Source organism: Polaromonas sp. CF318 (assembly GCF_000282655.1).
GTDB lineage: Bacteria > Pseudomonadota > Gammaproteobacteria > Burkholderiales > Burkholderiaceae_C > Polaromonas.
Genome location: NZ_AKIV01000148.1, coordinates 1 through 13,295, shown reverse-complemented (window position 1 = coordinate 13,295; position 13,295 = coordinate 1). Strand labels below are relative to the sequence as shown.

13 protein-coding genes and 1 pseudogene are annotated in these 13,295 nt (G+C 61.3%); 2 read left to right on the top strand and 12 right to left on the bottom strand.

Going from position 1 to position 13,295, the window contains the following annotated elements; translation table 11 throughout:
* Window positions 1-10: 10 nt before the first annotated feature.
* The 12 genes and pseudogenes from PMI15_RS22740 to PMI15_RS22690 form a co-directional block, all read right to left on the bottom strand.
* Complete coding sequence (locus PMI15_RS22740) at window positions 11-1,471, bottom strand: S49 family peptidase (RefSeq protein ID WP_007874702.1); 1,461 nt, start codon at window positions 1,469-1,471, stop codon at window positions 11-13.
* A gap of 49 nt (window positions 1,472-1,520) precedes the next feature.
* Window positions 1,521-3,179 (bottom strand): phage portal protein, encoded by a 1,659-nt coding sequence (locus tag PMI15_RS22735; RefSeq protein WP_051002038.1) that lies wholly within the window; start codon window positions 3,177-3,179, stop codon window positions 1,521-1,523.
* Window positions 3,180-3,181: 2 nt separating this feature from the next.
* Complete coding sequence (locus PMI15_RS22730; protein WP_007874700.1) at window positions 3,182-3,409, bottom strand: DUF6148 family protein; 228 nt, start codon at window positions 3,407-3,409, stop codon at window positions 3,182-3,184.
* A gap of 54 nt (window positions 3,410-3,463) precedes the next feature.
* Window positions 3,464-3,778 (bottom strand): hypothetical protein, encoded by a 315-nt coding sequence (locus tag PMI15_RS22725; protein WP_007874699.1) that lies wholly within the window; start codon window positions 3,776-3,778, stop codon window positions 3,464-3,466.
* The gene (locus PMI15_RS22720) at window positions 3,775-5,823 is read right to left on the bottom strand and encodes a phage terminase large subunit family protein (protein ID WP_007874698.1); all 2,049 of its coding nucleotides are present in this window, start codon (window positions 5,821-5,823) and stop codon (window positions 3,775-3,777) included. Before PMI15_RS22720 ends, PMI15_RS22725 begins: the two co-directional genes overlap by 4 nt.
* Window positions 5,820-6,434: a hypothetical protein gene (locus PMI15_RS22715; protein ID WP_007874697.1), complete on the bottom strand. Its 615-nt coding sequence runs from the start codon at window positions 6,432-6,434 to the stop codon at window positions 5,820-5,822. The genes PMI15_RS22720 and PMI15_RS22715 overlap by 4 nt, the downstream gene beginning before the upstream one ends.
* A gap of 117 nt (window positions 6,435-6,551) precedes the next feature.
* Window positions 6,552-7,115: a phage tail protein gene (locus PMI15_RS22710; RefSeq protein WP_007874695.1), complete on the bottom strand. Its 564-nt coding sequence runs from the start codon at window positions 7,113-7,115 to the stop codon at window positions 6,552-6,554.
* A gap of 255 nt (window positions 7,116-7,370) precedes the next feature.
* Entirely contained in the window at window positions 7,371-8,888 is a 1,518-nt protein-coding gene (locus PMI15_RS25555) for a primase-helicase family protein (RefSeq protein WP_369751972.1), read from the bottom strand.
* Window positions 8,871-9,071, bottom strand: a pseudogene (locus tag PMI15_RS25215) (DNA translocase FtsK); the annotation flags it as partial. The pseudogene PMI15_RS25215 and the gene PMI15_RS25555, both read right to left, overlap by 18 nt.
* 17 nt (window positions 9,072-9,088) lie before the next feature.
* Window positions 9,089-10,069 (bottom strand): toprim domain-containing protein, encoded by a 981-nt coding sequence (locus PMI15_RS22700; RefSeq protein ID WP_007874690.1) that lies wholly within the window; start codon window positions 10,067-10,069, stop codon window positions 9,089-9,091.
* Between the two features lie 9 nt (window positions 10,070-10,078).
* Window positions 10,079-10,309, bottom strand: a complete 231-nt coding sequence (locus PMI15_RS22695; RefSeq protein WP_007874688.1) for a hypothetical protein — start codon at window positions 10,307-10,309, stop codon at window positions 10,079-10,081.
* Window positions 10,306-10,788, bottom strand: a complete 483-nt coding sequence (locus PMI15_RS22690) for a phage regulatory CII family protein (protein WP_157214724.1) — start codon at window positions 10,786-10,788, stop codon at window positions 10,306-10,308. Before PMI15_RS22690 ends, PMI15_RS22695 begins: the two co-directional genes overlap by 4 nt.
* A 1,431-nt stretch (window positions 10,789-12,219) precedes the next feature.
* Here PMI15_RS22690 and PMI15_RS24990 point away from each other — a divergent pair.
* The gene (locus PMI15_RS24990; protein WP_157214723.1) at window positions 12,220-12,969 is read left to right on the top strand and encodes a hypothetical protein; all 750 of its coding nucleotides are present in this window, start codon (window positions 12,220-12,222) and stop codon (window positions 12,967-12,969) included.
* A gap of 85 nt (window positions 12,970-13,054) precedes the next feature.
* A complete protein-coding gene (locus PMI15_RS22680; protein WP_007874681.1) occupies window positions 13,055-13,276 on the top strand; it encodes a hypothetical protein in 222 nt (73 codons plus the stop codon).
* Window positions 13,277-13,295 lie beyond the last annotated feature (19 nt).

Here is a 13,295-nt window from a genome sequence, read left to right as displayed (position 1 = left end):
GTCGGCGCGGTTACGCGGCCTTCTTGCCCAGAACGCGGACCTTGCCGCTTTCTTCGGCCTTCACCAGGGCGGTGTAGTGGCTCAGGCTGGAGAATTCAGCGCGCAGGTTTGCGTCGCCTTCCCACTGGGCCTTGCAGCGCTCTTCGACCGGCAGGCCTGCCAGGCGCTTCTTCTCGGCGTCTTCCTTGGCGGAAGCCGAGGCATCAACTGCCGGCGGTGGGGTGCTGGCTACCGGTGCCGGTGCATCGGTGTTGCTGGCGGCGCCTTGCTTGACGCGCAGGTCGCGCTCGGCTTTGTTGACGGCGATCGCGGCGTCGCCACCAGTCGTCTTGCCGTCAAACTTGAGCCCGGCGATCAGGGCTTCGTGGCCGGGAATCAAGGCCGATTCAACGGCCTGGATGCGGGCACGCTCGGCGGAGGCGCCGGTGGCGAGGAATTCGGTTTGCAGTTGTGCAAACAGAGCGGGGTGGTCTTTTTCAAGGGTAGCGCGGTCCATGGTTGGAGTCCTTTGCGTTGAGGTTGCGGAGTGTTCGAGCTGCACCGGCTCGGCGGGTGGTGCAGACGCCTGCGCACCGGCGGCTTCTGCGGAAGGTGATGGGAGGCCGCCCAGTGCGAATACAGCCTTCTGGCGGCGGGCAAACTTTGCGGGGTTGGCGGCGAGTTGCTCGACCATGGCGTCGACGGTGGACATGCCGTCCACCAGGCCGTGGTCTATGGCTTGCTGACCGATGAAGACGCGACCGTCGGCCATGTTTTCGAGCACGGCCTCGGGAGTGGTGCCGCGGTAACCGGCCACCGCATCAACGAACACGGAATACAGGTGGTCCACGTGCCCCTGCATGTAGGCGCGTCCCTCGTCGGAAAGCGGGCCGTTGGCGCTGGCGATGCGCTTGTATTTGCCCGCGGTGATTTCGGTGACGGTGCCGTTTGACCTGGGGTCATAGCTGTGGCTTGCCACCACGCCAATAGAACCAACTTGCACGGTGGGGCCGCTGATGTAGACGGCATTTGCAGCAGCCCCAACCCAGTAGGCGGCGCTTGCCAGAGTCGCTTCGGTCACGGTCACGATGGGTTTGATGGCGGACAGCTCGCGCACGGTTGCCGCGAGTTCGGGCGTGCCAAAGACACTGCCGCCAGGGGAATCGATAGACAGCACGATGGCGGTAACACGCGGGTCGGCAATCGCGCTTTCGATCTGGGTGTTTGCCAACTGCGTGGAGACGCCGCCGCTGATGCGCATGAACAGGTTGGCCTTGGGGGCCATGACACCTTCAAGGCTCAGCACGGCGACACCGCCCTGCATGATCTGGTATTCCTGCTGCTCGTTGGCCAGCGGACGGCCCAGTCGCGCCTCAATGGCGTCTACGTCGATCTTTTCGCCGCGCAGGTGTGTGGCGTAAATAGCCTGGATCTCGCGCAGCTTTTCCGGCGCGATGGCCCAAGGTGCGGTGATGAGGTCGAGCAATTTCATGGATGTGACTGTAGAAATTCAGGGCTGAAAAAAATAGGCCAAATTGCGACTACTTTTTCTGACGCTGTGGCGGTTGGGTCTCAAGGTCGGTGTCGTCGCCATTGCCTGGATCGGAAGGCGCTGCCGCTGCCGGCACAGACCCAGGCATCGCGGCGGGCGCCGTGCCATCGCGTTTTTGCATGGCAACCTCCTTGGCGCGCTGGCGGTGTTTGGCTTCGAAGTCCTGCCCGTCGTAGGCGATGGACTCAGCCTGCAGGGTGCTTACCCCCATGGCTACGCGCTTCTCGGCGGCGGTGATCTCCTTCACGGGATCGACAGACCCAGGGCCGTCGCCGGTCCACATGGAAGCGCACCAGGCGGCGCGAATCGTCCGATCTGCAAAGAAGCCGGGGCAACTGATACGACCGGCAGACACTTCGTTGGCCAGCCAGAGTTCCAGCACAGGCTGGCACATGAGCTTTGCGAGCTTCTCGCGGCGCTGGCTGAAACCGCGCCAGGCCATCAGCAGCGCGCCGCGCGCGGCGGTGTAGCTGCTCTGGAAGTGCATGGTGAGTACTTCATGCGGCATACCCAAGGCCATACCGATCTGACGCACCGTCGCGTTCCAGAAAGGATCGAACTCCGGGTTCGGCCTTCCTGGCGTGACCATGTTGGCTTTTTCCCCGGGCAGCAGGTTCACGGCCTTGCCGCTCTCCATCTTGCCGGACCACTTCTCTGCTGAGTTGACCAGCTTGGACGCTGCCGTGTCGTCGTAGAGGTCGCCGAACGCCTCGGCGTCCATCTCCATGAAGATGGCAAAGATACTGGTGACGACGGCGGCGTTGAGCTCCGCGTCGCTCCACTTCTGCAGTTGCTTGAGCGGCTCGATGATGGGCGCGATCCATGGCACGCCGCGCACCTGGCCAGGCCGCAGTACGTCCATGAGATGCAGCACATTGCGGCGGTCTGTGTCTTTCCCTCGAAGTTGGACTTCCGTCCATTCATTGGTGCCGCGCCAATCACCAGGATGGTTCTTGGAGACGTGAATCGCGGTTGGCGTGCCCGTCTCGGGATCGAGCACCACGCCGTCCTGTAGTTTGTCGCTATCCTGCTGGCCGCGCGGATTGCAGACCCGGTCGGCCTCAACCAATTGCAAGACGAGCATGTCCTCGCCGTTGCGCTTGAGCATGGGCGTGAGGACGAAGCAATCACCGCTTTCCTTCCATGACCGATACGCCAGTTCTACTTGGCTGTAGAAATCGAGTTGGCGGCGGTAGTCGCAGTCCGGCGAGTCGGCCCACGCCTTGAAGCGCCACTTCGTGTCCTCCATCCATTCCTGCGCGCGCTCCTCGGAAATGCCCAGGCGCTTGGCATCAATCGCGGGGGTGTAGCTCAGACCAGTGCCGACGACATGCAGCACGTCGGTGGTGAGCGCGCCCAGAGCAACGGGCGCATTGCGCATCTGGTCGCGGCTGCGGTCGCGCAACATGGGGAGGTCTGGCGAGATGTCGACCTGCGGCGAACCACCGCCAGGATTCCATTCAGCGGTGGCGGCCCTGTCTCGCCTCGCACCGATATAGCCGCCCATGCCACGGCCCACCGCCGCGGTGGCTTCGAAGCGCACTCGCCCCTGGAACATGCGTTGCGCAGTTTTCGGAGCGATAAGGGAAAGCGCCCGTTCGATAACGGTAGGCTCGAAGCGTGGGTTCGGGCGCTTGGATGCGTCCATGATCAACCCGCAACAACCACGGTGCGCGCACGTCCGCGACCGGCGGCGCGTTCAGTGAGTTGCTTGACGCGATTGTTCCAGAGGTCGATCCCTGCCTGTATCTCGGCCAGGTTGGCGCGTGTCCATTTGCGCCCGGCGATTTCATAGGATTGCCCCGAAAGGACTTTGGCCTCCGCGCTCAAGTAGAGGGTAAGTTGGGCTTGCGCCGTTTCAAGTGTGATGCCTGCCATAGTTGACGCAGTCTAAAAACTGGCGTCACGAAAAAATAGGCCAAATTGCGACAACTATTCAGGCGCGCGCCGCTTGAGGTATCGGTACAGGGTTGCCCGATGAATGCCGCCGGCGTCGGCAAGCACATCAGTGGAGACGGTGGTGTTCGCCACTGACAACGCCTCGCGTACCACCTTCTCGCGCTGCTCCGGTGTGGGGTGCTGCTTGCGTTTTGCAATGCGTGCACGCAGGCCGCCATATCTCATGCGAACAACCTGCTCGATCTCTCGGCGTCGCTCCGGTGTGAGGTCTGGTGTCGTCTCTGCGACCAGGTTGAGGATGACAAGAACGATGTCAACGTCCCGGTCGATATCTTCCGGGCGACTCATCTGCCGCCCCGACGGCTACCAGAGCCCAACGTGATCTTGCCGTCGACAACCTTTGAGGGCTCTTTGGCCGGTGCTGCAGGGATCTCTGTGGCGCGGCGCGGTGGCGCACCGTCTTCTATTGTTCCCTGGAGTGCACGCGTTTGCACTCCAGTCTGATCCTCGGTCTGCGGAGGTGTATCAGCGGCAGCGAAGAGGTCCTGGCTTATCGGTGTGAGGCGGTCGCGCAGCAGTTGCCAGCCGTGTTCGGTCTTCTTATGCAGACCGAGAAAGTAGGCCGCACCAAGGTTGTAGACCTCTAGGTCCAGCGGCTCATTGGCCTCGCCCTTCTTTTGCTCCCACCAACTGACCTTGCGCCCGCGCTTGTAGCCATAGGTGCGGTACTCGGCGACGAGGCCCTTGAAGTAGCTCTCGGGCAATTCGTTGGAAAAGTGCACGGCGCCAGGGCCTGATGTCTTCGCCCAGCGGGCCTGCAGGTAATCCTTGGCCGTGTCGCCCCCCGTGAACCAAAGTTGCGCACCTTTTTTCTCCGTCTTGCCGCGCCACGTGTAGTCCACCAACGTCGGTTTGGCGCTCAGGATGGGACGGCCCGGGCGGCTTGCGCCTTTAACCGAGAAGATATTCCGACGGCGGCGGATGGCGGTGAAGTTGTAAACGTCCTGTGAGGTGCCAGCCTTGCCGTCAGCATTGATAAACGCAGCGGAGATATTGAGCATCTGGCCACTGGCGTGCCGGTATCTCCCCTTGAGCAACTCATCAGCGCGATCCCATGTGCTGTGCTCCGATGGCGCGCCATGGATCACCTGGTAGTCCACAACCCAGCTTTCCATGCCTTCGCCCCATGCCTTGACCTTCATCTCCAGCCGGTAGGCTTGGCAGTCGATCGCCGCGGTGAGCACAAGCCCGCCGGCCGGCACGGTCCCCAACTTGTAAGGCTCTGCGCGGTTGAGCAGCGCATCGTATCGAGTCGTCTCTTTCGTGCGGGCCCAGCATTGCGCCAGCCGTGTGTTGTAGAACACGATCATCGACTCTTCGCTGCCGTCTTCCAGCTTCGCCTTGGCCGCCTCGTATTGCTTCATGAGCGATATCCATGGCAGCCAGCCGTAAGGCAGGAACATCGCGGAAATCAGGAAGCTTTCGGTTTCGCCATCGCCAGGGACGCCTTCACTCCAAAGCCCACGCGCGAACATGCGCGACTTGTCGCCCTCCTCATGCAGGCCGCCGCATTCGCTGCAGGGGTACATGGCGCGCTTGCCGTCGTCGCTGACGATCAGCGTTGGATTGCCATCTGCGTTGAAAAATTCCATCGGCTGGGCCGCACCGCAATGGATGCATTCAAACAAGGCGACACGTTGGGTGCCGGCCAGGTAGAGCGAGTTGATGGCTGACTCGCCCTCAATGGTGGGCGAACTGGGGTAATACGATTTGCGGTCCTTCTCGTGCGAGGTCTGCCGGGTTTCCGCCAACTCCTTCGGGTCACCCTCGCCGCCCACGTTGTCCTTGCTGCGGTCGACCTCGTCGTAGACCACATAGGTCACGGACAGTTCCGACAGGTTGGCCGCTGCGCCGGCGGTGGCGATGTAGAGCGCGCCGCCGGCATAGGCCTTGATGTCGTTGTTGTTGGTCGATACGCGCGAGCCTGGGCGGGCAAAGCGTTCGCGCAGCACCGGCACGGCCGCCACGGTCTTGTCGATCCGAGCAGCCGCGCGTTTATGCAGCTTGCCCGTTGGCACCAGCCACAGGAAATTCTTGGGGCGCTGGTGGACTGTCTCCCCCAGGAAGTTAAGCGCCACCTGCGTCTTGAGCATCTGCGACGCCCCCTGCACCACCACGCGTTTGCATGGATTCGACGGTGCCAGCGCCTGCATCACCTGCCGCGCGTGAGGCGTGCGCGATGTCTTGTAAGGGCCAGGTTCCGAAGCGCCGGACTCTTTCGGTACCACCATGAAGGTGTCAGCCCATACGTCGGGCGACAGATTAGGGTCGGGCTCAAGCCCGCGAGCGATGGCATCCAGCAGGACGTGGTAGCCGTCGCTCAGGTCGCTCATATCGCAGTCACCGCGGCGGCGCCGATTTTCTCGCGGAAGCTCTTGGACAGCAGTTCCTGCAATGCCCGGTTATGTCGGCGCAGGATGTCGGCGCAGGCGTCGGCGTTGTTCACCGATGCGAGTTCGGCGGCCAGGCTGTTGACCGAGGACTCCATGGCGTCGCGTAGATCGCGGCCGACTTCGAAGCCAGCCCGGGCAACATCGGCCGTGATCAATATCTCGCCGCGCAGTTTCTTGAGCTGGATCTCCGACGTTTCAGCGTCGGCCATCTCGCGCCGGGCCCTGGCCGCGGTATAGCCGTCGGGCAAGGCCGTTGCTGGCGCGACTGGAGCGGGTGCCGCTGGTGCATCCGTCTGCACCGGCGACGCGCCGGCCAGCATATCCGGCGTGGCGCCTGCCTGGGCCTGCGGGCTCATGCGCGATCGCGTGTTGCGCTCCCATTGGCTGTCCGCCAATTCCGCCGAAATCAGTTTGTCCGGACCAAAGACGCTGATGCGTTTTTCGTCAACCGCTTTTCTAACCGACTCACGGCTCCCACCCGAGAGTCCGCGCGCCTTCCGGCTGCGCGCGTACTCCGCCTGCGTCAACAAATTGGGGTCACTTTTCGCCATGCGTCAACCTAGTTGTCAACATTTCCACAGGTGGCCGGCTAGCGCTTTTTCGCGCTCGTTTCGGCCCGTGTGAAGCTTGGGCCTGGAAGGACCCAGACCGGGGGGTGGGGTGGTGGGTCATGAGCGGTTGAACTTCTGGGTGTAGAAGCGCGCCTCGCGCTCGAAGATCTCGGGAAACTTTTCGTTGATCATGCGGAGGACCAGCTCTTTGATGCGCTTGGTGTTGAACATCTGCTGCACATCGATGGTCTGCACGGCGACGATTGGCAGCCTGGCCTTGTCGACGCGCTTGAACACGGTGCGCCCGCTGTTGCCGATGAAGGCGCCCTTGATCACCTTACGCCCGCCATTGCGCAGGATCTTCACGCTCACCCCTTGGGCTGTCTTGCGGGCCTCGAAGTTGATGACGTTGATGGAGCGACCACGCTTTGTTGGGGATTCGAGCTTCCCCTCGATGCGATAGACGCCACCGCGATAGGTCGCGCGCTCGATGCGCAGCGCCGCCTTGACCTTGTCGGCCTTGATGTTGAACTCGCTACGGATGGCGCGGCTCATCCGCGTCTGTGCCTGGGCCAGCGTTCCATTAACCGCGCGCACACCAGCCTTAAGCGCCACATCCTCACGAAGTTGGCCGAGCCGACGGTCAACCGCTGGGAAGTTCGTCTTGATCGAGATCTGCATCAGCCTTTCCTCATTCCTTTTTCTTTTCTAAAAATAAATAGTTACGCTGTTACGGGCGCGCGTAACACCCAAACCCGCGCCCCGCCTGTGTTGTTACGGTGTTACGGTGTTACGGAGGCATCGCGCACACATGCACGCATGCGCACGCCCGCACATGTATAGGGGCCGTCTGTAACGCCGTAACACCGTAACAAGCCGCACCGGCATTGGGTTTGCGTGTTACGCATCCCTGTAACGCCGTAACAATCCACAGGCTCATTCCGCACCGCCATTTCCGCTGCTTTCATCACCAGGGGACCGGGGATAACTTCCGATTCCAAGGTACTTCATCAGTGCTTTCTCAAAACTCTCCACACACTCAGCCGCCCACTTGCCTTGCTCTTCTTCAGGCGGAGGAAGGGTGAGAAACATGCGCACAGACTTGCGACCTTCCAAGGTCGGCGGCGTCATGACCTTCTCCTGTGCATAACTGTCTTCTGCCTCGGCCATCCGCAACACCATGCGCGTGAAGGTGGGGCGCTGGACCGGGAAGCGGTCCCCTACTCTCTGGGCGTACTTGAGATAGGCCCGATAAGCCTGCTGGACAGCGCAGGGGTGGTATGGAAGGTCTATCTCGCCGCTGTGCCACTCCAGCCAGAACCGCTCGGCGCTCTTGCGGTTGATGTCTATCAGGTCGCGTTTGGCGGCCGTGGCGGGCGCTGGCGCGTAGGGATCGAAGTCCGCGAGGGGGTAGTCCAGCAGATAGGCGTAGAACGCCTCAGTGCCCCCCGTATCGCGCCATTGGCCCAGGGCCTTGTAGTAGGCGAAGGGCTTGGCCCTGGGCGTATACACCACCAGGTAACGCCGGTCGCTGTTGTCCAGCGCCAGCGGCGTGATTTCGTTGGAGAGAAAGCCCACGTTCATGTGGTTGGCCTCCTCGCGCCTGGGCAGGTTCTTTGGGTTGATCTGCACCGTGGGCGACGTGATCAGCGCCTTGAGCCGGTTCTTGTTGTGCACCAGCTCCTGCCGGCTTGAGACCTCATCGCCGACCACAAAGAGCTTGCAGGAGCGCCAGTCATTGAACTTGTCTTCCAGCTCGTCCTGTCCCACCAGTGCGCCGTATTTGCCGTAGATGCTGGCCACCAGGTCGAACAGCATATTTTTGCCGGCGCCCTCGTCGCCGTGCATGACCACGCTGGTGCGCAGCTTGGCGCCCGGGTGCTGCAGGGGGTAGGCGAACCAGCACATCAGCCAATGCATGATCTGGTCGCACTCGTCGGACTCTTCACCCGCGCGGCTACACAGGAAGCGGATCAGGTCCAGGATGGGCTTCACATCACCCTTCTGCGGTTCCATGCGGAAGCCGTCAAACAGGTTGATGCAGTGCTCGGGGTCGCAGGTATTCGTGGGGTCGAACACCACATCCTCCTGCATCACGGTCCGCCGGCGCTCCGACGCCTTCCATATCTTGACCATATCCGCGCCATGCGCGTGCGCCATGTTGGCCAGCTTCATGATCATCCGTTTGCCGCCGTCCCACACCGTGTCGGTGCCGTAGATCAGAGTGAAGTTCTCCAGCAGATAGGAGTACTTACCCCAATCGATCGTCTTTTCCTTTTTCGGCGCTTTGGCGGCTTTCGGCCCAGCCGCAGGGCTATCCCCCCCGGCCCCCGGTTCTGGCGCAGCCGCGCCAGATACAGGACGCGGGGCGGCACCTTTCTTCGCCGATGACAGCGGCACCACATTACCGGCCGGCGCGGCATCATCCGGTGGCGGCGCCTCGCCGGCCGGCATCTGTAGCACCGCGCGCTGGCCACTGGATGACATCGCGCTCACGATGCCACCCACCTCCAGCGCCTCCATCAGCGCCGCGGCGCGGTTGTAGCCAATCTTCAAATGCCGTTGCACCAGCGAGATTGAGGCCTTCTGGTTTTTCACCACAAGGTCCAGCGCCTGGCTGTAAAGCGGGTCCACCTCTGGCGGTTGTTCTGCCATCACCGTCTTGTGCTCATTGCCTGCAACACCCCACCGATCTGGCGCGCCACGGCGTCAAGGCCCTGGCGCTGGTGCAGATCGTTGAAATCCGTGTCTTTTTCCTGACGCGTGGCCGGGTCAAACACCGGCCACACAAAGTCGCAACTGCTCACCTCTTTCGCCACGCGGCGCGCCATGGTGCGGCCAGGGTTGCAAAGTTCGCCCGTTTGTTGATCGCGCGTGCGCCAGTCGTCGTCCGCGCAAATCAAAATCCTGTCCTCGGGATAGATCTCACGCAGCAGCCGCACTACGTGCTGCAGGTTCCCGGAGTCCAACGCCACATACACCGGCACCTGGTGGCCCGTCGCCATGCGCACCGTGAGGCCCGTGCAATATCCCTCCACAACCAACAGCACATTGAGCGCCGCCGTGTCGTGGTCGCCCAGCCGCAGCGCGCAGCCGGGCTTGGCAAAACCCTTGGTGTAAAACTTCGCCCCATCGGGCTTGATGCGCTGGACAGCACGTAGCGCGTCCGAGCGCGGCATGTCATAGCGCAGCAGCGGTATCACTACCGTGCCGTCTGCAAAATAGCGGCAGGCCTCGGGCGTCACTCCTTTACGCTCCAGATAAGGGGAATGGCCGCTACGGTCCGCGCGCTTCCACAGATCCAGCGCCCCCATGGCCGCCAACTCGGCTTCATGGCGCCGGGCCTCATCCCTGGCCGCACGGGCCGCGGCATGCTCTGCCGCCATACGTGCGCGCTCGGCATCGCCCAACGGCTTCCAGTCGACCTCGACCTTCTGCTTGTCGCCCGATTTGTAGGAGCCAAACACCCCAACCACAAAGCTGCCGCCGGCGTCTGGGCGGAAGGTGCGCAGCCAGTACCACCACTTGCCCTTTTTGCCGCAGGTTTTGCGCCTGGGCGCGTCGACATGCAGCGGCAGGTCCTTGTCGCGGAACTCCACGCCAAAGGCTTCCATTTGTTGGACGACGGAGGCCATGTTGTCCACTCAGTTGGCCCCGCCATGTTGAGGAGACGCCGCCGCGTTGAGCCTCTCGTATTCGGCTATGAGTTCCTGGGTCGCGATGGTGAAGCTCACAACGCCGGCTGTCACCTCGCCATACGCCCGGAGCACGCGCCAGAACTCATGCTTCGGGTCAAAGACCCAGGCAACGCCATAACCTAACGGCGCCATCGCCATAGCCAGCAAGGTGAACAGCAAAATGGCCGTCTGGGTCATTTCGCCCGCCCGCGCTTCGTTGATTCGTTTTCACGCTTCACCTCGCGCAGCAGCGCCTGCATGTCGCGAATCACGCCCGTGGCATGCCGCTCTATCAGGCGGCGCTCGTTGTCGCTGATCTTCCCGTCAGCCCGCGCCGCCGTCACGTCTGCCAGCACCTGCGACGCGCCAGTGACCAAGCCGACCGTCGACGCCATCAGGCTGCCCGGCCCGGGCTCGCCATCACACGCCTCCAGCGGCACAAACCCGCCCACGGCCGCGGCCACGGCGTTCACGTAGGCATGGCAATTTGGCGACTGCTCCGCCACGCACAGCTCGGAGATCAGTTGCGCCGTCGCGTCGCCCAATTTGAATTTCGGGTCCTTTCCAGACAGCTCCTTGCGCAGCGTCTCGGCGTTCTTGCCGATGCGCATGGCGACGACCTCGCGCCCACCGGGGAATGAACTCACCATTAAATTGAGTGCATCAGAAGTATTCATATCCAGTCAGCCAACTTTTGGATGTGTTGCACCGCACCATTTCGGGCGAAAGTAGCGGCCATGAAGACAAAGAACCCCGCCGCCCTGACGCACCAAAGCCGCCGCACTTGCCTGCGCGGCGACAACCGAAAGGGAGGAGAAAAACCAGGCGCGCCAGGCGTGATGGCGGCGGGGGAAATGGCGAGCAGCCCCAAGGATGGAGGGTGGCGTGCGAGCACGGCCACCCCAAACGAGGGGTCCACTCATAAACGGGTAGAAGAATTCAGAGGGGCAGCGCATAGGCGACCCCGGGTAGACGCGCTGCGGCATAGCGCCAGAATGAAAAGGAGTCCATCACGCCCCCGCAGGTGCAACAGGCTGTGGCGCTGGCTCAGACCGCGATGGTTGCCCCTCGGTGCATGGCGTCCTGGCTTGGACCATGGACTCCAAGGTGACTACGCCTCCTGTGAAGTCGCGAACCGCCAACTTGAACTTATCCGGCACCCCACCCTCAGCGATCTGGCTCATTCGCCCTCGAGAGATACCCAGATGTCGCCTCAATGCGGTGGCGCGCCCGCGTTCTTCATCCAGCCAAGCTTTGAGTTCCATTCCAAAAGTTTAGTTTTAGCGAAACTCAAAGTCAAGCAATACCTAAACCCTTTTTGTTTATGCTTTGCTAAACATGAGTGATGCACACCGAAAGGCGAGACTCAAACACCTGATTGCCGAAGACTATGGAAAGCCGGCGGTGTTCGCTGTGGCCGCTGGAAAATCAAAAGGCCGCGTCTCCCAGATGTATGGACCTAATGCCCCTTTCGGGGAATTGGCCGCGAGGAGCCTGGCGCAAAAAATAAGGCTACCAGATGACTGGTTTAACAACAATTGGCCAACCCCAAAGGAGGCAAAACGGTTGGGCGTTTTGGTGAGTGAGCCATATCCCTCCTCTGAGGCCGCGACAACTTCCAAGGCACCGATCCAGCTAAGTGCAGTTCGACAAACACCAGGCAGCCTACTTGTGCAACTCGGTGAGGCCCTTCGCCTACTGGACGCAACCGACAGGGCCATCGCGGGACTTATCTTGCGCGACCTTGCCGCAGATCCAACTCAAGCGCAGGAGATGGGCGATAAGCTCGATCGCTTGGTGGGGGGAGTCGCGTCAGCAGGGGATCACAGAAAGGCTGGATAAAACCGGCAGCAACAGCTCGAATTTATCAATTCAGGCCGATACTCTAATAGATTCATCAGTTTTAGGTAGCCTATAAACACGTAATGGAAGCTACTTAATACTTTTTAGCTTATACAGAACCCGCCCATGAGGCGGATTTTTTTTGCCAATTGCAAATAAACACGGAAAAATAGTTTAGCTTTAGCTTGACTTATGTTTCGTTATAACTAAACTTCGGTCTCGGTCGCCGCATTTGCAAGTGGCGACGCCAACCCAATGGAGGCCGAATGAAAACCAGTTCCCCTACCTCAGCCAGTGCACACGCATGCACTCGCATCACCTTCGAAGTTGACCCTCGCAACCTTGAGGGCTACACGGACGAATACATCGTCCAGCTCTGGCATATAAGCCAAGCCAACCCGGCACCCTTTGGCGATTTAGCGGCCTGCGAGTTCGCTGAACACGTCGGCCGCGAAATCATTCGTCGGTTTGTCAGCACGCAACCACCTCAGTTGTGGTCGCACCATGGGCGCCACCCTGCACAGGCCGAATGCCTTGCCGGGAAAACCCAATCCACCGCAGGCGATGCACCGCCTGAAATAGGCCAACCATGGGCCAGCCAGGGTGGCATTTACCTTGGCATCCATGAGGGCGCACACCTCGTCGCAATGACCGCGCCGGCCTACAACTTTAATGGCCGTTGGGGCGAGTACGACCAGAACGTCATCGGCGCACAGAGCCGCACGGACGGTGTGGCCAACACCATAGCAATGGCAGAGGCAGGCAGCGAGATAGCGCTCAAGGTGCTGCATCTCGATTTCGACGGTCTTAAAGACCTCTTCATCCCCAGCCAGACCCAACTGCAACACGCTTATGCCGTCGCACCCGAGTGCTTCGAAAAAACCGGGTGGTACTGGAGCAGCACGCAGGGCTCGCGCTACAACGCCTTCGTCCAGCACTTCGAGTACGGCTGCAGCGACTGGCTCCTCAAGGCCAGCGAGTTTCGGGTTCGTGCTTTCCGCGCGATTCCCCTTTAACCCTTCATTACTTCAATACCTCCTCTCTGAGCGCGTAGCGACGAAATTTTTGGAGTTCCAATGAAAACCACCACAGGAGCCTGCCATGACAAAGACCATCATTTTCTCCGCGCCACAGGGATGGGGCAAGACGCGCAACAAGGCCAAGTTGCGTGCGGAGTTCGGTTGCAAGCAAGTGATCGACGGCTGGTCACTGGACGACCCGATTCAAAAAAACGGCTTGCATCTGACCAACGTACCGCCAGGACAGTTCCGCAACAACAAACCCGAGCTGTATACGCTGGTTTCGCGCGGCTGGCCGTCCTAGACTGGCTGGGCGCGCTCGC

Excerpts from the sequence above, each read along its gene's own strand:
- PMI15_RS22730 (WP_007874700.1), bottom strand. The coding sequence starts at position 3,409 with ATGGCAGGCATCACACTTGAAACGGCGCAAGCCCAACTTACCCTCTAC.
- PMI15_RS22680 (WP_007874681.1), top strand. The coding sequence starts at position 13,055 with ATGACAAAGACCATCATTTTCTCCGCGCCACAGGGATGGGGCAAGACG.
- PMI15_RS22700 (WP_007874690.1), bottom strand. The coding sequence starts at position 10,069 with ATGGCCTCCGTCGTCCAACAAATGGAAGCCTTTGGCGTGGAGTTCCGC.
- PMI15_RS22735 (WP_051002038.1), bottom strand. The coding sequence starts at position 3,179 with ATGGACGCATCCAAGCGCCCGAACCCACGCTTCGAGCCTACCGTTATC.
- PMI15_RS22720 (WP_007874698.1), bottom strand. The coding sequence starts at position 5,823 with ATGAGCGACCTGAGCGACGGCTACCACGTCCTGCTGGATGCCATCGCT.
- PMI15_RS22710 (WP_007874695.1), bottom strand. The coding sequence starts at position 7,115 with ATGCAGATCTCGATCAAGACGAACTTCCCAGCGGTTGACCGTCGGCTC.
- PMI15_RS22725 (WP_007874699.1), bottom strand. The coding sequence starts at position 3,778 with ATGAGTCGCCCGGAAGATATCGACCGGGACGTTGACATCGTTCTTGTC.
- PMI15_RS25555 (WP_369751972.1), bottom strand. The coding sequence starts at position 8,888 with ATGCCGGCCGGCGAGGCGCCGCCACCGGATGATGCCGCGCCGGCCGGT.
- PMI15_RS22695 (WP_007874688.1), bottom strand. The coding sequence starts at position 10,309 with ATGACCCAGACGGCCATTTTGCTGTTCACCTTGCTGGCTATGGCGATG.
- PMI15_RS22690 (WP_157214724.1), bottom strand. The coding sequence starts at position 10,788 with ATGAATACTTCTGATGCACTCAATTTAATGGTGAGTTCATTCCCCGGT.
- PMI15_RS22715 (WP_007874697.1), bottom strand. The coding sequence starts at position 6,434 with ATGGCGAAAAGTGACCCCAATTTGTTGACGCAGGCGGAGTACGCGCGC.
- PMI15_RS22740 (WP_007874702.1), bottom strand. The coding sequence starts at position 1,471 with ATGAAATTGCTCGACCTCATCACCGCACCTTGGGCCATCGCGCCGGAA.
- PMI15_RS24990 (WP_157214723.1), top strand. The coding sequence starts at position 12,220 with ATGAAAACCAGTTCCCCTACCTCAGCCAGTGCACACGCATGCACTCGC.